Here is a 21,495-nt window from a genome sequence, read left to right as displayed (position 1 = left end):
GGCCCCCCGCCCCTCACGGCGCTCCCGGAGCCGGCTCCAGGAACCCGGCCGCGCGCAGCACGCGGCGGCCCTCGGCCGAGCGCACGAACGCGACGAACTCCCCGGCCCGCTCCGGCTGGGGAGCGTCGTCGAGGACGGCGATCGGGTAGCTGTTCAGAGCCGTGTCGGCCTCCGGGAACTCCACCCCCGTCACCGTGTCCCCGGCCGCCCGCACGTCCGTCGCGTACACCAGGGCCGCGTCCGCCTCCTTGAGCCGCACCTTGGTGAGCGCGCTCTTGACGTCCTGCTCGTAGGAGACGGGGCTCAGCCGGACCCGGGCGGTCCTCAGCACCGCGCGGGACGCCGCGCCGCAGGGGACGGAGGAGTCGCAGAGCACGACCTTCAGTTCGGGACGGTCCAGGTCGCCCAGGCTCCGGACGCGGTGCGGATTGCCGGGGAGGGTGACGATCTGGAGGCGGTTGCGGGCGAACACCTCGGGCTCGCCGGAGGTGCCGCCGGCCCGCGTGACGCGGGCCATGGTGGCCTCGTCGGCGGACGCGAACACGTCGGCGGGGGCGCCGCCGGTGATGCCGGCGGCCAGCGTGTCGCTGCCGCCGAAGCTGAACTCGACCTCGGTGCCGGGGTGCCGGTCCTCGAACTCCTCGCCGAGGGTGGTGAACGACTCCCTGAGGGACGCGGCGGCGAAGACGGTGACCGTCGGATCCGGTTCCTGCCCCGCGCACCCGGAGAGCACCGTCACCGCGGCCAGCACCGCCGCGGCCCAACGCCGGGCGGGCCTCACCGCCGCTCCGCGGCGCGGTCGACGTGGACGCTGGTCGCCTTGACCCGGGCGGTGGCCTCCACGCCCACCTCCAGGCCGAGTTCCTCGACGGCCTCCCTGGTCATCAGCGACACCAGCCGGTGCGGACCAGCCTGGATCTCCACCTGGGCCGCCACGTCCCCCAGCGTGACCGCGGTCACGATCCCGGGGAACGCGTTCCGCGCCGACGTGTACGCGGGGCCGTCCCCGTCCTCGTCCCGCGCCAGTTCCACCGCGAAGGCCGCCAGGTCGCGGCCGTCGACCACCCGTCGTCCGCCGTCGTCCCGCCGCGTGGCCAGCCGGCCGGCGTCCGCCCACCGCCGGACCGTGTCCGCGCTGACGCCGAGCAGCCGGGCCGCCCGGCCCATGGAGTATTCCCGCATGTGCGCCAACCTAGGGCCGGAAAGCGCGCGGATTCAAGCCTCAAGCCGCTCAGTCCCTCGCATCCGCGAGTGAGGGCCGGCCGGCTGCGCGGAGCGGGGGAGAGGGGCGGGAAGGGCGGGAGGGGGTGGCCGGCGGGTCAGCCCGCCCCCGCCAGGCCCCGCATCGCCTCGGCCACCGACCACGGCATCGGCGTCGTCGGCCGCCCGATCAGCCGCGACAACTGACCGTTCACGCCACTCAGTTCGCCCCGGGCGATCGACGCGTCCACCCCCGCGACCAGTTCGGCCGCGGGCCCGGGAAGTCCGGCGGAGGTGAGGGAATCCAGGTACGCGTCGTAGGACACCGCGCGGTACGGGATCTCCCGTCCGGCCCGGAGGCTGATCTCGGCCGCGTACTCGGACAGGCTCCACGCCGTGTCGCCGCCGAGCTCGTACGTCCGGTTCTCGTGGCCCCCGCCCACGCCGGTGAGCACGGTCGCGGCCGCGGCGGCGTAGTCCGCGCGGGAGGCGGAGGCGATCCGGCCGTCCCCGGCGGCCTGGGTGACCGCGCCCAGGTGCAGCACCAGCGGCAGCCGCCCGGTGTACAGCTCGGTGCACCAGTTGGTGCGCAGCAGCGTGTACGGCAGGCCGGAGGCCAGGACCAGCCCTTCCGTGCGCCGGTGGACGTCGGCCGCGCGGGCCCGCAGCGCCCCCGGCACGCTCACGTAGGCCAGCAGCGCGACCCCCGCCGCGTCGGCCGCCTCCACCACCGGGCGGTGCTGTGCCGCCCGGTCCGCGGCCGGGCCGTCCCCCGGGACCAGCAGCACCCGGTCCCCGGGCCGGAACACGCAGACCAGGCTCTCCGGAACGTCGTGGTCGGCGACGGCGAGCCGCACGCCCCGCGCGGCGAACGCCGCGCCGTGCCTCCCGCTCGGCACCACCGCGACCACGCCGTCCGCCGGAACCCGCTCCAGCAGCTCCTCGATCACCCGCGTGCCCAGACTTCCGGCGGCCCCGGTCACAACCATGCGCATGGCCACAGGATCTCCCCCCTGCCCGGGAGACGCGCAAGTCCCGTCCACGACGGAAAAAGGACCGGGCCCGCACTCACGAGGAGTGCGGGCCCGGTCCTGCGATGCGTGGTGCGCGGTACGCGTCAGGCGGGGGTGATGTTCTCCGCCTGCGGGCCCTTCTGGCCCTGCGTGACGTCGAAGTTCACGCGCTGGCCCTCCTGCAGCTCACGGAAGCCGGAGGAGTTGATGTTCGAGTAGTGGGCGAAGACGTCGGCGCCGCCGCCGTCCTGCTCGATGAAGCCGAAGCCCTTTTCCGCGTTGAACCACTTAACGGTGCCGGATGCCATGTGAATCTCCCTCTGGGCAGTTTCCGGAACCACACCTCGTGGCCCCGGGGTCGCTGCTCTGGCAATATCCGGAAATACAAAAGAGTGCTCCCGGCGACGTAAAGGTCGTCTGAGAGCACTCAAGAAGTCTCTGGTAACCAAAACTGCAACTGGTGCCAACCGTAGCACAGGATTCCCGAACGGTCCCGGGCCGCAGCGGAAAAAAATCCGCACCGGAAATTCATGCGAGTTCCGGAATAAAAGTGACGGGGCGGGGAAGTGCCGCGGCCGGCACTTCCCCGCCCCGCGCCGTCACGGCTGCAGGACCTCGCCCAGGTGCCCGCCGGCCGGCGTGCCCAGGACCGAGCGGCCGTAGTAGACGCCGCCCTCCGTGGAGACGCCGGAGCTGCCGGAGTCCATCTGGAGGAGGGTTCCGTTGAAAGAGTCCTCGCCCTCGACGCCGATGGCCAGGTCCGCACGGCCCCAGCCGGACAGGTCCTGGAGCACCACGGCCGACCCGAACCGGTCGTCGGTCTCGGTGGAGCCGGAGATGCCCGCGGTGTCCTGGCTGTAGCCGAGCGCCCCGGTGCCGGTGAGGCCGGAGGAACTGCCCTTCAGCAGGAACACCATGCCCGCGTCGGCGCGGTTGCCGCTGCGGGTGATGTCCTCGCGCGGCGCGCCCACGAGCACGTCGGCGTAGCCGTCCAGGTCCTGGTCGCCCGCCGACACCGACCAGCCCATGGCGTCGCCGCTCTCGGCGGAGCCCGGGACGCCGGCGGTGTCCTGGTGGACCGTCTTCATCCCGGTGGTGGTGAACCCGGTGGAGGTGCCCGGGACGACGGTGACCTGGCCGCCCGCCTTGGCGCCGGACTCCGCGGTGTACGGCTGGCCGATGACGATGTCGTCGTAGCCGTTGCCGTTGACGTCGCCCGCGGCGATGGAGCGGCCGCCCTTGACGGACAGGACGCTCACCTTGGCCAGGCCGGTGGCGGAGCCCTTGAACCAGGTGACCCGGCCCACGGAGGACTGGTCGCGGTAGTTGAGGGCCACGTCGGCGTAGCCGTCGCGGTTGAAGTCGCCGGTCGCCGAGTCCAGGTGGGCCACGGCCCCGGTGGCGGTGGTCAGATTGCCGGACCGCGTCCCCTTGCCGGAGAGGCTGGTGCTCCAGGCGCCGCCGTTGCCGGTGCCGGCCGTGAACACGTCCGCCTTGCCGTCGGCGTCGAAGTCGCCGACCGCGACGGTGCCGCCCATCCTGGCGCCGGCCTTCGCGACGGGATCGGGGACGAACCCGGAGCGGGTCAGCGAGGGGCCGTACAGCACGGTGAGGCCTCCCGCGTCCGTGCCCGCGCCGCCGTCCTCGCCCGGCGCGCCGACCACCAGGTCGGCGTGACCGTCACCGTCCACGTCGCCCCAGGCGCTCGAGGCGCCCCAGTTGTCGCCGGACTCGGAGGCGCCGGCGACGCCCTCGGAGCTCTGCGAGATCACCTTGCGCAGGGTGCCGTCGGGACCGTCCGTGGAGCCGGGGACGACCACCACGTTGCCCGCGCCGCCCGACGCGCGCGGGACGCCCGCCACCAGGTCGGTGACGCCGTCACGGTTGAAGTCGGCGGTCGGGACCGCGGAGTGGGCGAGCGGGCTCGCCGCGATCCGGCGGATCTCGCCGAGCTTCGCGTACAGGGCGGCGCCGGGGCACGCGGTGTTGAAGCCGTCGCGGTGACCGGAGATCACGTCGAGGGTGGCGAGCTCGCCCTGGTCCCAGACACCGGTGTCGCCGGCGGCCTCCAGCGTGACCTTGCCCGTGGGGTCGCCGCCGTACTGGCCGAGCTTCCACGCGGCGAGGCGGCCCGCCGACTCCAGCGCGGCGCGGGTGGGCCGGCCGGCCGGCTTGCCGTCCACGCCCTCGAAGTCGCCCAGGAAGGCGATGCCGGCGGAGTAGCCGTTGAAGCCGTAGGTGTGGGCGCCCTTGACCGGCAGGTCGGCGCCGCCGCCGCGGCCCTCGAAGATCTGGCCGCACTTGTCGACCAGGAAGTTGTAACCGAGGTCGTTCCACTTCTCGGTCTCGATGTGGTACGCCATCACGCCGCGCACCAGCGCCGCGGACTGCGCGCAGCTGTAGCTGTTCGAGCCGACCGTGTGGTGGATGAAGACGGCGTCGACCTTCTCGATGTACTCGGCCGGGTCCTGCACCTTCGACTCGTCGGCCCCCCACTGCGCCCGGCTGATGATCGGGGGCCGGGTGACCGTGGACGGAGGGGCGGTCGGCTTCGGCGGCACCGTCTCGGACGGTTCGGGCGCCGGCGGGGTGGTCCCCTCGGCCGGCGGGGTGGTCTCCCCGGCGGGCGGGGTGGTCTCCTCGGCGGGCGGGGTGGTCCCCTCGGCGGGCGGAGGAGTCGTCTCCCCGGCCGGCGGCGCCGTCGTCTCCCCGGCCGCGGGCGCGGTGGTCTCCTCGCTCGCGGCGCCGAAGGCGACCGGCTCGAGCTGGATGTCCGTGGACCTCGTCTCCGCGGTGGTGACGACACCCGGGTCGATCAGGTTGACCTGCATGCCCTTGGGCATCGCGGCGGTGCTGCCGTCCTCGCGGACCACCTGCACCTCGACGCCGTCGGACGGACCGACCCAGAGCGGCTCGGACGCGCCGCGCATCTCGGCGGTCGGGTCCTCCGGCGGGGACGAGTGGAACTCGAGGTCCTTCCAGCCGGACCACTCATCGGTTTCCGTGCTGCGGGTGCGGACCTGTGCGGTGCCCTCCAGCTGCTTCTCGGCGGCGTCCCAGGAGACGCCCAGCATCGAGAACAGCTCGGTCCGCGTGCGCGGCAGCTCCTTCTCGGCGTTGTTGCCGGGGAGCGCCAGGTCGTACACCCGTACCGGGCGCTTGGAACGCGCCTGCTCGGCGGGCGCGTCGGCCGGCGGATCGGCCATCGCGTAAGTGGCTACGCCACCGCCGCTGAGAACCACGGCGCCCAGGGTGATCCAGGCTCTGCGCTTCATGCTCAGCGGGCGGTAGGCATGTGCTGTCGTACGACGTCTCAAAACTCCTACCTCACGTAGATGACGCCTTGTCGCGTCGAGTGCGGGAGGGGAGGCGGAACCGCGCCACGCGTGGGGCGTGCGGCCGGCTTCCCGCCCGGCGGATGCGCGGGATACGCGTCCGCGGAAAACATCCCGGCTTCATGAACATGACTCTTCGAGCCCGCCGAAGGTTGCACGCGGACCGTGGCGGCCGCCGGTGACGGCCGGGGGGACGTGTCCGGAAAGGGTCCCGGGAGGGAACGGGAAGTGCCTTTCGCGTGGCCGCCCGAGGAACGCATCCGGAATCGTCACGGCCGTGTCCCAGACCCCCTCTGACCAGCGAGGACAACTGCCGGAACACGGTCACCGCCCGTACTGTGGGACCGCTCCGCCGGGTCGTGGGGCGACCGCTCGGGCGCCCGGGGAGGGGCGTCCGGGTGGCTGTGCGGGGGGCCGGGAGTCCTGGGGTTCGCAACTGCCGGGGAACCGCAGGACCGCCGCCCGTGGAATCCGACGTGCCGAAAGGTGAGGAATACCTGTGCGACGCATGACCTCTGTCCTCCTGTCCCTCAGCGCTCTCGTGGCCGCCTCGGCGCTGGCCGCGCCGACGGCCCAGGCCGCGCCGCGGGCCTCCGCGCCCAGCGGCTGGGACGCCGTCTCCGCCGGCGAGCTGCGCGAGATCGCCGGGGTGACGGACAACCCCGACGACGTCTCGGCCGCCGCGGAGGAGCCGCTCACGCTCGCCCTGGAGTCGGTGAAGAACGCGAAGTTCGTGACCACCGAGTTGAACCACACCGCGCCGAACACCGGTGTGCTGCGCGCCCGTTCCGACAAGATCGGCGGCTGGGAGAGCCTCTCCTTCGAATGGGACGAGGCCACCCAGACCTACGCCGTCAGGTCCCTGGCCAACAACCGCTACGTGACCGTCGAGCAGAACTACACCGGCGCGTCCGAGAACCTGCTGCGCGCCCGCTCCGCCTCGGCCGGCGGCTGGGAGCGGTTCGTCCTCTGGCACAACGAGGAGCTCGACCACTGGGCCCTCCAGTCCGCCAGCAACGGGCTGTTCGTCGCCATGGAGAACGGTTACACCGGCTCGCTGCAGTACGCCCTGCGGGCCCGCTCCGCCGACATCACCGGCAGCTGGGAGGAGTTCAACCTCTACGACCTCGGCGTCTGACCTCCACGCCGTACGGCGCGACGAGGTGACGAGGTGACGACGCGCCCCGGAGCACCGCCCCGGGGCGCGTCGCCGGTTCGGCCCGGCGGCCGGCCCGGCGGTCACCGGCTGTGGACGTACCTGCCGTAGGACAGCGCGCTCGACGGCGAGGGCAGGCCGATCCTGCCCGGCGTGACGGCGGCGGACCCGGCGGCGCCCGCCCGGGGCAGCAGCCACACGCCGCCCGAGCCGGCGTTCTCGCCCGGGGCGCCGACCGCCAGGTCGGCCCCGCCGTCACCGTCGTGGTCGCCGGTGGCGACGGCCGCGCCGAAGGCGTCGCCGGTCTCGGCGGCGCCCGGCACGTCCGGGCTGCCCTGGTGGAGCGCGACCGAGCGGCCCCCGCCCCACGCGTCGACCAGGCCGGCCGGTCCCCCGAACAGGAGGGTCGAGGCGCCGGCGCCCGCCCGGGTGCCGATGGCCTCGCCGGGGGCGCCGGCGAGCAGGTCGTCGCGGCCGTCGGCGTTGACGTCGGCGACGGCGAGGGCGGCGCCGAAGCGGTCCCCGTCCTCCGCGACGCCCGCCACGCCGGCCGTGTCCTGGCCGAGGGTCTGCCGGCGGCTCCCGAACCAGCCGGTCCCGGCGCTGCCATAGTGGAGGTGGATGCCGCCGCCCCCGGAGAACTCCTCGGGGCCGCACGGGTCGTCGATGTTCTCGTCGGCGATCTCACGGCACTCGCCGAGGGCCAGGTCGTCGGAGCCGTCGCCGTCGAAGTCGCCCGAGGCGAGGGCGGAGACGCCGGCGTTGTCGGTGTTCCAGAAGTTGAGCAGGGCCCGCTCGGCCTGGTCCCAGGCGTACAGGCGCACGTGCGAGCGGATGCGGGGGGCCGTCGACCAGTACCCGACCGCCAGGTCCGCCGTGCCGTCGCCGTCGAAGTCGCCGGTGGCGAGGACGGGGGCGCGGTCGCCCATGTGGTCGGTGACGACGGTGACGAAGACGCCGTCGGCGGTCCGCGCGACCACCTTGCCCCTGCCGCCGACCACGATGTCCCGGCCGCCGTCGCCGGTGAGGTCCGCGGAGGCGACCGACAGGCCGTACGCCGCCGACGCCGCGGGGCCGGTGGCGACCACCGAGCCGGGACGGGTGCCGCCGCGGGCGCCGGCCACCGCGGTGACCGAACCGGCGTCCGAGAAGGAGCCGACGTCCTCGCCGGCGGCGCCGACGAGCAGTTCCGCGACGCCGTCGCCGCTCGTGTCCACCAGCGCCACCGCGGAGCCGAACCGGTCACCGGCCTCGGGGACGCCCGGAACCTCGGCGGTGGCCTGGCTGATCCGCGTGCCGCCGTGGGCGCCGACGCCCTGCGCGCCGCCCCAGAGGACGCTGACGTACCCGGCCCGCGCCCTGCCGTCGACCGCGCCCTCGGGCACGCCGACGGCGAGGTCCGCGTAGCCGTCGCCGTTGAAGTCGCTGGCGGTCGCGGCGGTCGCGGCGGAAGGGGCGGAGGCGGCGGGAGGGGAGGCCGAGGCCGGGACGGCCGGGAGGGTCAGCACGGCGGTGACCGCGGCGACGACGCCGGCGGCGGTACGGGTCCGGGTCCGTGTGCGCACGGGGGCTCCAAGGCGGTAGGGGCGGGCGGGGAGTTCACCCGTGGGACGTCCGGACGGCGCCGTGGGTTGTGCCGGTGCGCGGCGGTGTCCGCTCCACGGCGGCGGGGTCAGCGGGCGACGACGTCCGCGAACTTGCGGCCCGGGACCAAGGGGTAGGCGGGGAAGTCCTCGGCGTCGAACGCGGTCGCGTACGACGTCGTCAGGCCCGTGGCCGCGCCGCGCAGGACCCACGCCGCGCCGTCGTCGTACCCGCCGTCCAGCACGTCCTCGCCGTACGCGCCGATCGTCAGGTCCGCCCTGCCGTCACCGTCGACGTCGCGCAGCCGCAGCGAGGAGCCGAAGTGGTCGCCGGCCTCGGCGGCGCCCGGGACCCCGGACGTGGCCTGGTGGACGGACCGGGCCCCGCCGGTGGTCAGGCCGGACGGACCGCCCTTGAGGAACACGACGTTGCCGACGCCCCGGCGGCCGTCCACCTCCTCCTGCGCCGCTCCGACCGCGACGTCCGCGTAGCCGTCGCCGGTCGCGTCGCCCACCGCGACGGCGTGACCGAAGGCGTCGCCGGTCTCGGCGGCGCCCGGCACGCCGGCGGTGGCCTGGGTGTACCCGGTGCCCGTGACGGGCAGCCCGGTCGCCCTGCCGTACCGCACGTCGAACGAGCCGCCGGCCGGTCCGTCCCGGTCGCCGGTCACCAGGTCGTCGTACCCGTCGCCGTCGATGTCGCCCGCCGCGACGGCCCGGTCCCACGCGGCGGCGCCGGGGCTGTCCAGCACCGTGTAGTCACGGCCGACGTCGCCGGGGCCGCCGCGGAGCAGCCCCAGGTGGCTGCCGCCGGCGCCGGTTCCCGCGCCGTCGTCCACCAGCCGGCCGTGCAGGACGAAGTCCCCGGCGCCGCCGCCGGAGAACCGGCCGGCGACGATCCCGTCCAGGAGCACGCCGTCGGGCAGGAAGTCCGTCTCCGGCTCCCGCGCCCCGTCCTGGGCGGGCACCCCGTCGTCGAAGTACCGGAAGGCGCCGGCGCCGACGACGACCAGCTGGCCGCCGCCGTCGCCGTCGAGGTCGGCGAAGGCGACGCCCGTCCCGAACCGGTCGGACGCCGCGTCCGGGGCGGTGAGCATGACGCCGCCGGAGGTGAACGGCCTGGCCCCGCCCCAGACGACGGTGACCGCGCCCCTCGGCCTGCCCGTGATCTCCTCGTACGGCGCGCCGACGACGAGGTCGGCGTAGCCGTCGCCGTCGACGTCGCCGCTGGTGACGTTCTCGCCGAACTGGTCCACGGACTCCGAACCGCCGGGGACTCCCGGGGTGTCCTGGGTGACGGTCACCGACCGGGCGGGGTCGACGCCGGCGGACGAGCCGAACAGCACGGTGACCATGCCGCCGTTCGCCTTGGGCGTGCCGACGGCCAGGTCGCGGTACCCGTCACCGTCGAAGTCGTCCGACAGCCCGGAGGGCGCGGCGACGGCGCCCGGAGCGACCGGCCCCGCGACGGCGAGGGCGACGGCCGCCGCCGCGAGGGTGAAGGTACGGATCCGCAATGTCCTGCTCCCGTCGGTGGGTTCCGCCTGCGGTGGTGTAGGACACGCGCGGCGGGCAGAGGGTTGCACGACGGGGCCCGCGCCCCCGCCCGCGGGACGGACGGCCGGCAGACGTGGGTGGCCGACCGGGGATCGGCGGGAAGAAGAAGCCTTGCGCCGCCGCCGGCCCGGGACTTCGCGGGTCCCGTCGCCCGTTCGGGAGACCGGCGGAGCATGTCGTGACAGAACGGCCCATTACGGGGTATCCGGGTCCCGGTAAGGGTCGTCAGGGGCATAGTTGCCGTTTGACAACAATAGCCGTCAGACAACAAAGTAACCGTGTTCGGACGGGCGCGGGGAAGGACCTGGAATGCTCGGGTGGGCGCAGACCGCTCCGCGCCACGGCCGCTCGCCGAACGGCGGCGCCGGCGCCGGGAGCGGCGGGTCAGGCGGTCCGGCTGTCGGAATCCGGAGCGGCGCCGAGTATCTGCGCCGCCGCGGTGGCGCAGAACGCCTCCAGCCCTTCCAGCAGCGCGATCCGCTTCGCGGCGGGCATGTCCGCCAGCACCTCCCGCACCTCCTTCTCCCTGCGGTCCCGCAGGTCGGCGAGGAAGACGCGGCCCCGGCCGCTGAGGTGCAGGCGCACCTCGCGCCGGTCCTCCGGGCTCGTCACCCGCTCCACGAAGCCGGCGGCCTGCAGCCGGTCGCACAGCCGGCTGGTGGAGGGCGGGGTGGACGCCAGGGACTCCGCGAGGGTGCGCAGGTTGATGCCGTCGTGGTGCTCCAGGATGTGCAGCACGCGCAGCTGGGACGCGGAGGTGGGCGCCGTCGAGGCGCGGCCCCAGACGACCTCCAGCAGCTCGGCGGCCGTCGTGGTCACGCGCGCGACCTCGTCGGGCTCTGGGCAGCGGCGGAAGGCGGTCACGGTCACACTCTCGCAGGGACTGGGGTGCCTGTCAGCGTACTAGGCGCGCCCGCCGGTCCCGGGTGACCCGGAATGACCGACGCGACTGCTCCAGGGTCCCCGTTTTCTGGCGGCGTACGTACGTTCGTCCGGCGAAGGAATGGTGAAAAATACTCAATGCACAGGTTCGTGGCCGCCGAGCGCGCCCTTCGAAGATCGACTCCCCATGCGCTGCTCGACGTCGTCCGCGCCGTCCTGAGGGAGCAGTACGGCGCCGAGGGCGTCGAGCTCTACATGGCCGACTACGGAGTGAGCGTCCTGCAGCCGGTGTCGGTGCTGCCGCACACCCTGGAGCCGATGCCGGTCCACGGCAGCCCGGCCGGCCGGGCCTTCGGCTCGCAGCGGCCGTTCCGCGAGGACGGGCGCGACGGGAAGGCGCGCCTGCACCTGCCGGTCAGCGTGCGCGGCGACCGGCTCGGGGTGCTGACCGTGACCCTGCCCGACGGCGACGCCGTCCGCCGTTGGGAGGGGGAGCTGGCCGACATCGCCGAGGTGCTGGGCCACGAGGTGGTCGTGGCCGAGCGCGACACCGACCTGTTCCTGCAGGCCCGCCGCAAGGACCGGCTCACGCTCGCCGCCGAGATGCAGTGGCACCTGCTGCCGGGCCGCTCCTGCTCCCGCCCGGAGTTCGAGATCGGGGCGCAGCTGGAACCGGCGTACGCGATCTTCGGCGACAACTTCGACTGGTCCACCAGCGGCGACCGCCTCACCCTGTACGTCACCAACGGCATGGGCGAGGGCATCGAGGCGTCGCTGCTGACCAGCCTGGCGATCAACGCCCTGCGCAACGCCCGGCGCGCGGACATACCCATCGCCGACCAGGCGGCCCTGGCGGACCAGGCCGTCTACGCCCACTACCGCGGGCGCTGCTACCTGTCCGTCCTGATGCTCGAGTTCGACCTGGCCACCGGCCGGGCCCGGGTGGTGGACGCGGGTTCTCCCCAGTTGCTGCGGTTGCGGGGAGGTTCCGTGGAGCACGTCACCTTCGACGCCCAGCTGCCGTTGGGCATGTTCGAGGAGACCGACTACGTGGCCCAGGAGTTCCAGGCCGAGCCCGGGGACCGTCTCGTCTTCGTCAGCGACGGGGTGCACGCGGTGGCCTCGCCGAAGGGCGAGGCGTACGGCGACTCGGCCCTCTCCCGCGCGATCCACTCCACCCGGCTGCTGCCCGCCGCCGAGGTGCCGAGGGCGATCCTCCGGGAGCTGACGGGTCACCGCGGGAAGCGGGTCCCGGACGACGACGCCCTGGTCGTGTGCCTCGACTGGCACGGGAGGCCGGCCGGAGCGTGAACGGCGGGGCCGCCGGGTTGTGACGATCCCGTGTCGTCCGGCCCCACACCCTCGCCACATCAGTTGCCATGAGACAATAATCGTCGGTGGTGTGCCATCGGACAGGCCCGGTCGAGGGCCGCAGCAGGGAGACGATGCGGGTGACCAAGCACGATCCCTCGTCCGTGCTCCCGTCGCGGCGGCCCTCCGAACCACCGGAACCCCATGACAGCGCGTCCTGACGTCTGGAAGGTCGCGTCGGCCGCCGACGCCGCCCGGGCCCGTGCGGCCGTCGCGCGCGTCGCCGCCGACGCGGGAGCGGCTGCGCCGGAGCGGGCGCGCTTCCTCACCTCGCTGAGCGCGCGGCTGCGCCGCTGCCTCGCCGGCGGCGGCGAGTGGGAACTGCTGCTCCACACCGGGCGGGCCGCCGGTGACGGGGCCCGGCTCGACGTGTGGCTGCGGCCGGTCGGCCGCGCCGCGTGCGGGCCGGTCCCGGACGAGGAGCCCGACCTCACCTGCCGCCTGCCGCGCCGGTCCGCCCCGGACGAGCCGCACGGCCCGCCGCCCGCCGGTGGTCCGCCGCCGGCCGGTCCCTCCTCGGACGAGGCCCTGCTGGCCGAGGCCCTGCTGCGGGCCGACGAGGACACCGCGGACGTCCTGCGCCTGCTGGACGAGCAGGAGGAGCTCGTCCGGCTGCACCGGGAGGAACTGGAGCAGACCAACCAGGGCGTCGTGGCCCTCCACTCGGACCTGGCGACCGCGGCGCTGGCCCACCGCGACCTGCTGGACGCCGAGCGGAACGCGCGCGCCGAGGCCGAGCGGGCCCGGCGCCTGCTGGCGTTCCTCGGTGACGCCAGCGCCGCCATCACCGCCTCCCTCAGCCACCGGGACATCCTGAACCGCCTGAGGGAACTGCTGGTGCCGGAGTACGCGGAGCACCTCGAGATCTGGCTGTTCGGCGAGGAGAGCCAGGAGGAGGGCACCCGCGGCGTACCGGACCGCACCGAGGCCGCGGTGGTCGCCGCCCGCACCGGCCGCCCCCAGCACGCCGCCCCGTTCCCCGGTGAGCTGCCCGGCGTGGACGACCTCCGGGCCTCCAGGCTGTCCCCCGAGCGGCCGGTGCTGGCCATCCCCCTGCTGGCGCGCGGCCTGGTGGGCGTCCTCACCCTCACCTCCCCCGGCCCCCGCTTCGACGGGGACACGTCGGTGATGCTGGTCGAACTCGCCCGCCGGGTCGGCATCGCCCTGGACAACGCCCGCCGCTACGAGCAGTCCCGCGACACGGCCGAGACCCTGCAACGCGCCCAGCTCACCGAGCTGCCCTCCCAGGACGGACTGCTGCTGGCCGCGCGCTACCTGCCCGCCACCCGCGGCCTCAACATCGGCGGCGACTGGTACGACGCCTTCATCCAGCCCGACGGCAGCCTGCTGGCCGTCATAGGGGACGTCACCGGGCACGGACTGCACGCGGCCGTCGTCATGGGCCAGCTGCGCACCGCCCTGCGCGCCTACGCCGTCGAGAACGAGAGCCCCGCGGCGATCCTCACCCGCCTGCACGGCATGCTCCGTCACCTGCAGCCCGAGCTGTACGCCACCGCGATGATCGCCCGCTTCCGGCCCGGCGAACCGGAGGTCGTGTGGGCGTCGGCCGGCCACCTGCCCGCCGTCGTCCGCGGGCCCGACGGCACGGTGCGGATCCTCGACGACAAGCCGGGCGTGATGCTGGGCATCCCCCTCCCGTACGTCTACGCCGACCACCGGGCCGAGCTGCCCGTCGGCTCCTCCCTGGCGCTGTACACCGACGGCCTGGTCGAGCGCCGCGCGCAGGGCATCGACCCCGGCATCGCCCGCCTCGGCGACATGCTGGGCGCGCTCACCACGCCCGAGATCGAGCAGGACCTCGAAGCCGTCGCCGACGGCCTGCTCAAGCCGCTCCTGCACACCTCCGAACGCGACGACGACGTGTGCCTGCTGCTGTGCCACCTGCTGACGACCGGGCGGTCACCGCGGGTCGTCCCGCGCCCGGGCCGCCGGAAAGGCCCGCATCCCCCGGCGCAGCGCCTCCCGCGCGACGGGATCCATGCGGGCGAGTGCCGCGGCGAGCGCCTGTGACCTGAGAACGGCCACCTCGCCCAGCACCTGCCGGCCGAGCCCGGTGAGGACCAGCCGCACCTCACGGCGGTCGTGCGGATGCAGCAGGCGGCTGACCAGGCCGGCCGCCTCCAGCCGGTCGCACAGCCGGCTGGCCGTCGGCGAGCCGATCCCCATGCCCTGGGCCAGCGCGGTGAGATTGAGCTCCGGCCTGGCCTCCAGGAGCCGCAGGGCCCGCAACTGGTGCGGCGACAGGCGCAGACTCGCGCCCTGGGCGGCCACGGTCCACAGCTCCGCGAGCCCGTCCACGGCATCGGCGATCTCCCGGGCGACGAACAGGAGGTCGTCGCCCGGTCCGTCCGGCCGGCCGTTCTGGGAGTCGCCGGGGCGGGTCACGTCCGCATCATCTTCAGTAGCTCCTGCCCGAGATCGTCCATGGAAGCACCACGTACTTGCGTACGCGGTACCCGAGGACTTCCGGACGACACCGCCGGCCGGCGCGCCGGTGGCGCGGTCATGACCGTGGGCGTCGGGCGGGCGGGCGGCAGGCCGTGGGCCGGCGAGGAGGGACGAGGGATGCCCCGCGCGGGCCGTGGCGCGGGGCCGTGGAACCGGGCCGTGGACCCGGTGGCACGCCTGCCGTCCGGTCACGCCCCGCGCGAGGAACCGGATCCCGGCGTCCGGGCCCACGGGGCCCCCGGGCCGGCGGCCCGGGGTTTCTCACGGAGCGGGTGACGAGGTCCGGCGCCGTCGGCGGTCGCGGAGGCGTACCGGCCGGAGAGAGGCCGACCCCGGCCCGGAACCCGGGGGCCGAGGTGTCGCTTTCCGGCCCCATGCGGATTGTTTCCGGCCGGAACAAGAGTCAACTCTTGTCGTATACGCGTTATTTCGGTCGACAATGCCTCAGAGGTGGGGTTGGGCTCACTGCGTGGTGCGGGTGAGTACGCCGCTCACGTTCAGGACCTCGTGGCACTCCTGCGCCTGACGGCCGGACGCCGGTGTCCCGGGCTTCCCGCAGGTCACTTCGACGGTCACGGTGTCGTTCTCGGGGATTTTGATGGGGGTCACCCAGTGGTAGTCCTGGTTGCGGAAGGTCTCCAGCGCGATCGTGGTGATCTTGCGGTCGCCGAAGGTGATCGTCAGCAGCCCCTCGTCGCCCTGGAAGTTGGCGACAACGATGTCCGTCACTCCGAAGACGCTGCCCGCGGGCACCCGGTAGGTGCCGGTCTTGGTCCTCCCGCCGGCCGTCTGCACGTCGATGGTCTCCGAGATCTGCGGGCCGCCGCCGACCGCGGCACCGTTCCCGGCCGGGGCGCCGCCGCCCGGCCCGGAGGAGGCGCCCGTCCCCTGGCCGCCGGCGCCGGTGTCCGATCCGGTGCCGGCTCCTGCGCCGGTGCCGGTGCCCGAGGGCTGTCCTGCCGTTCCCCGCTCCCCGGCGGCCGAGGGGTTCGGTGCGACCGCCTCGGCGGCGGCCTCCTTGGCCGCGCTGCGCACCGCCGGGCGGACCAGCGTGAACCAGGCGAGCAGCAGGGCGAGCAGCGCCGCGAGCACCACGAGCAGCCACCGGGGGAAGACCGGGATCTGGACGAACTCGGCGTCCAGCGGCGTCCGGACGGCGGTCTCGTCCTGCCCGGGCTCCCGTTCGCCGGTTTCCGCGGTGTCCACGGTGAACGGCCACACCACGGGGGCGCCGAACCACACCGGGGTGCCGGTGCGGACGCGCAGGCCGATCTCCGCCGACTCGCCCGGTTCCAGCTTCCGGTCCGCCGGGCTGAAGGCGAACGCCAGTTCCTCGCCGGCCTGGCCGGCGGTGAAGCCCACCTCCACCGGCGCGTTGCCCCGGTTCTGCACGGCCAGCCGGTAGCGGCCGCGCAGCCAGCCGCGGCGACGGCGCGGGGCCAGCTCGGCGTGCAGCTCCCGGAACTCCTCCACGTGCACGGTGGTCTCGAGCACCTGCACCGCGTCGGGGTGCTCGGCCGGCAGGACCCGCACGCCGAGGGGCACCTCACCGGCCCGGACCTCCGGCGAACGCGGCGGTGCCAGCCGGACGGTCACCGTTTCGGAGGTGCCGGGGTAGAGCGAGACCCGGGCGGGCTCCACGGTGGTCCAGGATGCGCAGTCCCCGACGACCTCCAGGCTGTACGCCTCGACGATGTCGCTGTCGTTGCGGACGGTGAGACTCGTCGTGGCGGTGTCACCCGGTGCCACGGTCACTTCCGGGATGTCGAGACCGGGCGTGCCGGGACGGGAAGAGGCTGCAGAAGGCGTCACGCCGCCACGCTAGGGCCGCGCCCGGGCCGGCACGACGGGCGCGGGGGCAAAGTCCGGGCAGTCACGGTGCCCCGGCGGTCACGCGCGGCCCGTGAAGCGGGCGTGCCGCCACCGTCCGTCGCGCCGCGGGCGCCGCCTTCCGGCGCACTCCCTCCACAGCCGTGCCGCCGTGCGACTCCACCCCCCTCACCCTGAACAGGTAAGCCGTTATGCCCACCACAGAGAAAGCCGCTCCGGCCGACTCCGCCGTCATGCCCGCCCCCGCACATGTGCCCACTCCGTCCTGGACCATGCGCAGGACTTCCCGTTCCGAACGCGCCGAGCGCGTGACCGTGGCCGTCTACGCCGCGGACCCGGTCCTGCGCCTGGGCGTCGTCCAGCAGTTGCGCCAGCGCCCCGAGGTCGACCTGGTCGCCGAACCCGACGCCGAACGGGCGGAGGTGTCGCTGGTGGTCGTGGACCACGTGGACGACGACGTGGCGGCCCTGCTGCACAAGCTGCGGCACAACACCGGCACCCGTACCGGCCTGGTGGTCGCGACCCTCGGCTCCGGCTCGCTGCAGCGCGTCATCGAGTGCGGTGTGGCGGCGGTGCTGCGGCGCGCCGAGGCCGACCAGGACCAGCTCCTGCGCCTGGTCCTGGCCATAGCCAACGGCGAGGGCGTCCTGCCCGGCGACCTGCTCGGGAAGCTGCTCACCCACGTGGGCAGCCTCCAGCGTTCGGCGCTCGACCCACGGGGCATGTCCCTGTCCACGCTGACCGCGCGGGAGGCGGACATGCTGCGCATGGTGTCGGAGGGCCTGGACACCGCGGAGATCGCCCGCAAGACCGCCTATTCCGAACGGACCGTCAAGAACGTCCTGCACGAGGTCATCACGCGGCTGCAGCTGCGCAACCGGGCCCACGCGGTCGGCTACGCGCTCCGCAACGGCCTGATCTGACGGCCCGGGGAGGCCGTCCCGCCACGGCCGTCCCGCCACGGGCGGCCCGGGAACGGGCACTGCCCGAAAGCGCATCCCGCGCTTCCCCCGGGTATGGCCCCGCCGCCCTGCCGCGCCCCGCACGGGTGCCGCAGGGTGGCGGGGGCACATCCGGATGCCGCACCGACTGCTAGGGGGACCGTGATGAGAACCGCTGGCCCCGGCGGGCGGTACCGCCTGGGGCGGTTCGGCCTGGTGTCGCTGCTGCTGCTCCCGCTGCTGGGGGTGACCGTGGCGTCCGGCCGTGACGACGCGGCCTCCGCGCCGCGGGTGGCCGCCGCCGCGGAGACCCGGGACGCCGCGGTCACCCGGGTCGCCTACGCCGGCACCCGGCACCGCAGCCTCGGCGAGGCGAGGACCACCACCTCCAGCACCCCGCTGTTCCGCCCGGGACCGGCCCACTTCGACACGCAGCCGTCCGCCCTGGGCGAGCGGCTCGTCTTCGCGAGCCGTCGCGACGAGAAGAACCCGCAGGTCTACCTGCGGTCCGCCGACGGCTCCGTGCTCCGCCTCACCCGCGGCATGAACGCGGCGCACCCGCGGTTCACGCCGGACGGCGGGTCCGTGGTCTTCGACTCGGCCGGGTCCGGCGGCGCGGACGGCGGCAGCCAGCGCGACCTGTGGCGGGTGCGCACCGACGGCACCGGACTGAAGCGGCTGACCAGGACCCCCGCCGACGAGGAGTGGCCGACGGTCTCCCCGGACGGGCTGCGCCTGGCGTACTCCACGGACAGCGACCCCTCGGCCGGACGGCAGATCCACGTGCGGCCCCTGGCCGGCGGGGACGCCGTGCGGGTCACCGATCCCGCGAGGGGCACGGCCACCGAGCCGGTGTGGAACCCGGCCGGCGACGGCAAGCACCGGGACCTCATCGCCTACACCTCCACCCCCGCCGGATACGGGCAGAACGGCACCCGGCTGCGGGTGACCGACGGGACCGACGGGTCCACCGACAAGCCGCTGCTCGGCGGCGCGCGGGCCGAGTGGCGGGCCCACGGGGCGGCGTGGCTGCCCGGCGGGGACGAGGTCCTGTTCCTGAGCCCGGAGACCACCTGCGAGTGCGAGGGCGACTGGGACCACGTGTTCCGGACGCCGGCGTACTCGGCCGCCACCCCGGCGCTGGTGCTCAACGAGAACCGCGAGGTCCTCTCGCCCACCTGGCTCGGCCCGCTGGACGGCGGCCGCGCGGTGGTGGAGCGCACCTCGGCGTCCGGACCGCAGGAGGCGACGCTGCAGGACGTGCGGCTCGACGGGTCCGATCCACGGGACCTGGGACTGGCGGTCCTGACGGAGGACCCGGAGGCCGACACGAACACCGATCCCGCCAAGGACCCGCTGTTCCGGCCGCGGGCCGGTTACGACCCGTGGACCGAGCGGCAGAGCTACACGCCCGACGGCCGGCGGATCGTGGTGACCCGGTTCGAAGGTCCCCGGGACCGCCGGACCGAGCGGATCTGGATCGCGGACGCGGACGGCCGGAACGAGGCGTACCTGCCGCTCCAGGGACGCGGCCCGGGCGACTGGGACACCGACCCGGCGTTCTCCCCGGACGGGAAGCGCCTCGCCTTCACCCGGGTGTCGCCGGGCGGCGTCGGAGAGGCCGCGGGAACCAGCGAGATCCTCGTCGCGGACGTGGCCACCGGCGCGATCACCGGCAGGATCGTCCCACCGGACGAGGAGCTGCCGGGCCAGGACGCCCAGCCCACCTGGTCCTCCGACGGAACCACCCTGGCCTTCACGCGCAACCACGTGATCGACGGACGCGGCGGCAGCAAGCACGTCTGGACCGCGCGCGTGGACGACCTGGGCCGGCAGCGCGACCTGAGCGCCGGGAACTGCCCGGGCGCCTGCGAGGTCATCGACGACAGCCCGGCCTTCTCCCCGGACGGGCGGAGCATCGCCTTCAACCGGAAGAACGGCGGCGGCCGGACCGACGAGCGCAACGGCATCCTCCTGGTGTCCGCGTCGGGCGACGAGTGCCGGGTGCTGCTGCCCGCCGCCGCCCGCGAGCAGGCCGGCGCCTGCGGCCGGGAGCTGCCGGACACCTCCGGCACCGGACCGCACCAGCCGCGCGACGCCGCCTGGACGGCCGACGGCGCGGGCCTGGTGTTCAGCGCCCGTGCCCGGGTCGCCGCCAACAGCCCCGAGAGCATCAAGTTCCTGGACATCGCCTCCGGCGACCTCGTCTCCCTGACCGGCGCGCTCCCGGGCCGCCAGAAGGAGCCGAGCGTCCAGCAGTCCGTGGACCTCGCGGTCCGGGCGCCCGGCATCGCGGGCGGGGTCACCGTCGGCCGCTCCACCACGGTCCGCGTCGACGTGGTGAACAACGGTCCCGCCGCCTCGCCCGGCACCCGGCTGACCGTCGTGCCGCCGGCCGGCGTCGGGGTCACGGGGATGACCCGGCCCGGGGGCGACTGCGACGCCGCCTCCCTCCAGTGCGACGTCGGCGTGGTGCCGCCCGGTGCGACCGTGCCGGTGGACGTCACCCTCACCGGGCTCGTCCCCGGCGACGCGCAGGTCGGCTGGTCGGTGACCGGCGCCGTCCTCGATCCGCGGCCCGGTGACAACGCCGGCCGGACCCTGGTGCCGGTGCGCGAGGCCCCGCCGGTTCCGACGCCCACGCCGACCCCGCCGACGCCCACCACCCCGCCGCCCGCCACCGTGCCGCCGGAGCCGCCCGCGCCCGCGGCCGGGCCCGGACTGCGCGTCACCGCGCAGCCGAACCCCGGATACGTCGGCGGGCGGGTCGTGGTGACGTACACCGTGCGCAACGGCCGCAACGCGCTGGCGACCGGACTGCGGCTGCGCGTCGGACTCCCCGCGGGCATCCCGGACGGCGGGCCGCCGCCGGGCTGCGACTCCTCCTGGCTGTGCGCCCTGCCGGACCTGGAACCGGGCGCGAGCACCGTCGTGCGGGTCGTCCTCAGCCCCGACAAGGCGCTGACCGGCCAGGTCACCGGTGAGCTCACCACCACCGGGACGGACGCCGACCGGAGCGACAACACCGCGCGGCAGCGGCTGCGCATCCTCCAGCCGCGCATCGTCGCGGTGCCGGAGGTCGGCAAGCCCGGCTTCGTCACCTCCGTGCGCGGCGAGGACTTCCCGCCGGGAGCGCCGGTGCGGTTCGCCTGGAAGCCGGGCATCACCGCGGCGGCGGCGCCCACCGTGCCGAAGCCGGACGGCACGTTCATCGGCCAGCTGCTCATCCTCGCCAAGGACCAGACCGGTCCGCGGGTCATCACCGCCCGGGGCCCCGGCTTCTCACCGGTGAGAACCGACTTCCTGGTGGTCAGCGGCAGCGTGCAGCCGCCCGACGAGGTGACCCGCCGGTGATCCACGAGGTCGACGAGGGGCTGCGCCGGCTGCTCGGCGAGTCGGGCCTGGAGGCGTCGGGCGTCGAGGTGGTCTTCGACGCGCCCACCCGGGAGTGGGCCGCGCGGCGCAGCGCGCCGACGGTCTGCGTCTTCCTGTACGACATCCGCGAGGACGCCGTCCGGCGCGGCAGCGGCGCCGGCGAGGTGTACGACGAGGACGGGCACCTCGTGGCGCGGCGCACCCCGCCCCGGTGGTTCGAGCTGACGTACCTCGTCACGGCGTGGGCGAGCCGCCCGCAGGACGAGCACCGGCTGCTCTCCCAGGTGCTCACCTGCCTGGTGGCCACCGACACCCTCCCCCGGCGGCTGCTCACCGGCACGCTCGCCGAGCTGGGCCTGACCGTCGCCGTGGACACCGCCGGAGCGGCGGCCGACGTGCCGGCCGCCGCCGACGTGTGGTCGGCGCTCGGCGGGGAGCTGAAGGCGTCCCTGGGAGTGCGGGTACGGGCGCCGCTCGCCGGGGCGACCACGGCCGCCGCCCCGCCGGTCACCGAAGGGCTCGTGGTGCGTTCCGCCGTCCGGAGCGAGGGCGGGGGGACGGAGTCCGGGCGACGGCTGCGCTACCTGGAGACGAGCGACCCGGGCCCGGAGGGCTTCGCCGGCCCCCGCGAGCGGGGGGCCGCCCCCGCCCGGCGCCGCCGTCGGGGGGACCGCCAGCCGTGACGCACGCCGCCGAACCGCCCGTGCGCGACCACCCCGGTACCGGTGCCGGGTCCGACACCGGGCCCGCCGCCCGGGCCGGCCGCGGCACGGGCACGGGCCC

Annotated in this window: 16 protein-coding genes; 6 read left to right on the top strand and 10 right to left on the bottom strand. The window is 74.9% G+C overall.

Features of this window, described 5'->3' with window-relative positions; genetic code table 11:
* Positions 1-13: 13 nt before the first annotated feature.
* From modA to A2U95_RS21330, 5 genes are all read right to left on the bottom strand, one after another.
* Positions 14-781, bottom strand: coding sequence for a molybdate ABC transporter substrate-binding protein (modA, locus tag A2U95_RS21350; protein ID WP_166025747.1), 768 nt, complete (start codon positions 779-781; stop codon positions 14-16).
* Positions 778-1,182 carry a TOBE domain-containing protein gene (locus tag A2U95_RS21345; RefSeq protein ID WP_166025745.1) on the bottom strand — a complete coding sequence of 135 codons (405 nt, stop codon included), beginning with the start codon at positions 1,180-1,182 and terminating at the stop codon, positions 778-780. The genes modA and A2U95_RS21345 overlap by 4 nt, the downstream gene beginning before the upstream one ends.
* Before the next feature lie 137 nt (positions 1,183-1,319).
* Positions 1,320-2,195: an NAD(P)H-binding protein gene (locus A2U95_RS21340; RefSeq protein WP_166025743.1), complete on the bottom strand. Its 876-nt coding sequence runs from the start codon at positions 2,193-2,195 to the stop codon at positions 1,320-1,322.
* A 122-nt stretch (positions 2,196-2,317) separates the two neighbouring features.
* Complete coding sequence (locus tag A2U95_RS21335; protein WP_043247736.1) at positions 2,318-2,521, bottom strand: cold-shock protein; 204 nt, start codon at positions 2,519-2,521, stop codon at positions 2,318-2,320.
* 291 nt (positions 2,522-2,812) lie between these two features.
* The gene (locus tag A2U95_RS21330) at positions 2,813-5,419 is read right to left on the bottom strand and encodes an FG-GAP-like repeat-containing protein (protein WP_240957512.1); all 2,607 of its coding nucleotides are present in this window, start codon (positions 5,417-5,419) and stop codon (positions 2,813-2,815) included.
* A gap of 637 nt (positions 5,420-6,056) precedes the next feature.
* Here A2U95_RS21330 and A2U95_RS21325 point away from each other — a divergent pair.
* On the top strand, positions 6,057-6,686 hold the full coding sequence (locus A2U95_RS21325) for a fascin domain-containing protein (RefSeq protein WP_166025739.1): 630 nt from the start codon (positions 6,057-6,059) through the stop codon (positions 6,684-6,686).
* 101 nt (positions 6,687-6,787) lie between these two features.
* On the opposite strand, the gene A2U95_RS21320 is transcribed toward A2U95_RS21325, so the two are convergent.
* The 3 genes from A2U95_RS21320 to A2U95_RS21310 all read right to left on the bottom strand — a co-directional run bounded on the left by A2U95_RS21320 (position 6,788) and on the right by A2U95_RS21310 (position 10,663).
* Complete coding sequence (locus A2U95_RS21320; protein WP_166025737.1) at positions 6,788-8,269, bottom strand: FG-GAP and VCBS repeat-containing protein; 1,482 nt, start codon at positions 8,267-8,269, stop codon at positions 6,788-6,790.
* A gap of 107 nt (positions 8,270-8,376) precedes the next feature.
* Positions 8,377-9,804, bottom strand: coding sequence for an FG-GAP and VCBS repeat-containing protein (locus tag A2U95_RS21315; RefSeq protein ID WP_240957511.1), 1,428 nt, complete (start codon positions 9,802-9,804; stop codon positions 8,377-8,379).
* 424 nt (positions 9,805-10,228) lie between these two features.
* Positions 10,229-10,663, bottom strand: coding sequence for a MarR family transcriptional regulator (locus tag A2U95_RS21310; protein WP_166025735.1), 435 nt, complete (start codon positions 10,661-10,663; stop codon positions 10,229-10,231).
* A 201-nt stretch (positions 10,664-10,864) separates the two neighbouring features.
* Between A2U95_RS21310 and A2U95_RS21305 the strand changes: the two genes are divergently transcribed.
* Entirely contained in the window at positions 10,865-12,037 is a 1,173-nt protein-coding gene (locus A2U95_RS21305) for a PP2C family protein-serine/threonine phosphatase (protein ID WP_166025733.1), read from the top strand.
* A gap of 204 nt (positions 12,038-12,241) precedes the next feature.
* Positions 12,242-14,128 carry a PP2C family protein-serine/threonine phosphatase gene (locus A2U95_RS21300; protein ID WP_166025731.1) on the top strand — a complete coding sequence of 629 codons (1,887 nt, stop codon included), beginning with the start codon at positions 12,242-12,244 and terminating at the stop codon, positions 14,126-14,128.
* On the opposite strand, the gene A2U95_RS21295 is transcribed toward A2U95_RS21300, so the two are convergent.
* Both A2U95_RS21295 and A2U95_RS21290 read right to left on the bottom strand, forming a co-directional pair.
* Positions 14,018-14,503, bottom strand: a complete 486-nt coding sequence (locus tag A2U95_RS21295; protein ID WP_166025729.1) for a MarR family winged helix-turn-helix transcriptional regulator — start codon at positions 14,501-14,503, stop codon at positions 14,018-14,020. The two genes, A2U95_RS21300 and A2U95_RS21295, sit on opposite strands and share 111 nt — an antisense overlap.
* Positions 14,504-15,028: 525 nt before the next feature.
* On the bottom strand, positions 15,029-16,378 hold the full coding sequence (locus tag A2U95_RS21290) for a COG1470 family protein (protein ID WP_240957510.1): 1,350 nt from the start codon (positions 16,376-16,378) through the stop codon (positions 15,029-15,031).
* A 209-nt stretch (positions 16,379-16,587) separates the two neighbouring features.
* Between A2U95_RS21290 and A2U95_RS21285 the strand changes: the two genes are divergently transcribed.
* From A2U95_RS21285 to A2U95_RS21275, 3 genes are all read left to right on the top strand, one after another.
* A complete protein-coding gene (locus A2U95_RS21285) occupies positions 16,588-17,319 on the top strand; it encodes a helix-turn-helix transcriptional regulator (protein ID WP_420857033.1) in 732 nt (243 codons plus the stop codon).
* A gap of 183 nt (positions 17,320-17,502) precedes the next feature.
* On the top strand, positions 17,503-20,691 hold the full coding sequence (locus A2U95_RS21280) for a hypothetical protein (RefSeq protein ID WP_240957509.1): 3,189 nt from the start codon (positions 17,503-17,505) through the stop codon (positions 20,689-20,691).
* Positions 20,688-21,395, top strand: a complete 708-nt coding sequence (locus tag A2U95_RS21275; protein WP_166025725.1) for a Pvc16 family protein — start codon at positions 20,688-20,690, stop codon at positions 21,393-21,395. The genes A2U95_RS21280 and A2U95_RS21275 overlap by 4 nt, the downstream gene beginning before the upstream one ends.
* Positions 21,396-21,495: the final 100 nt, after the last annotated feature.

The sequence above is a fragment of the Streptomyces chilikensis genome (genome assembly GCF_001642695.1).
Taxonomy (GTDB): domain Bacteria; phylum Actinomycetota; class Actinomycetes; order Streptomycetales; family Streptomycetaceae; genus Streptomyces; species Streptomyces chilikensis.
Note: the sequence above shows the minus strand (reverse complement) of the source record. Positions and strands in the feature narration are given on the sequence as shown.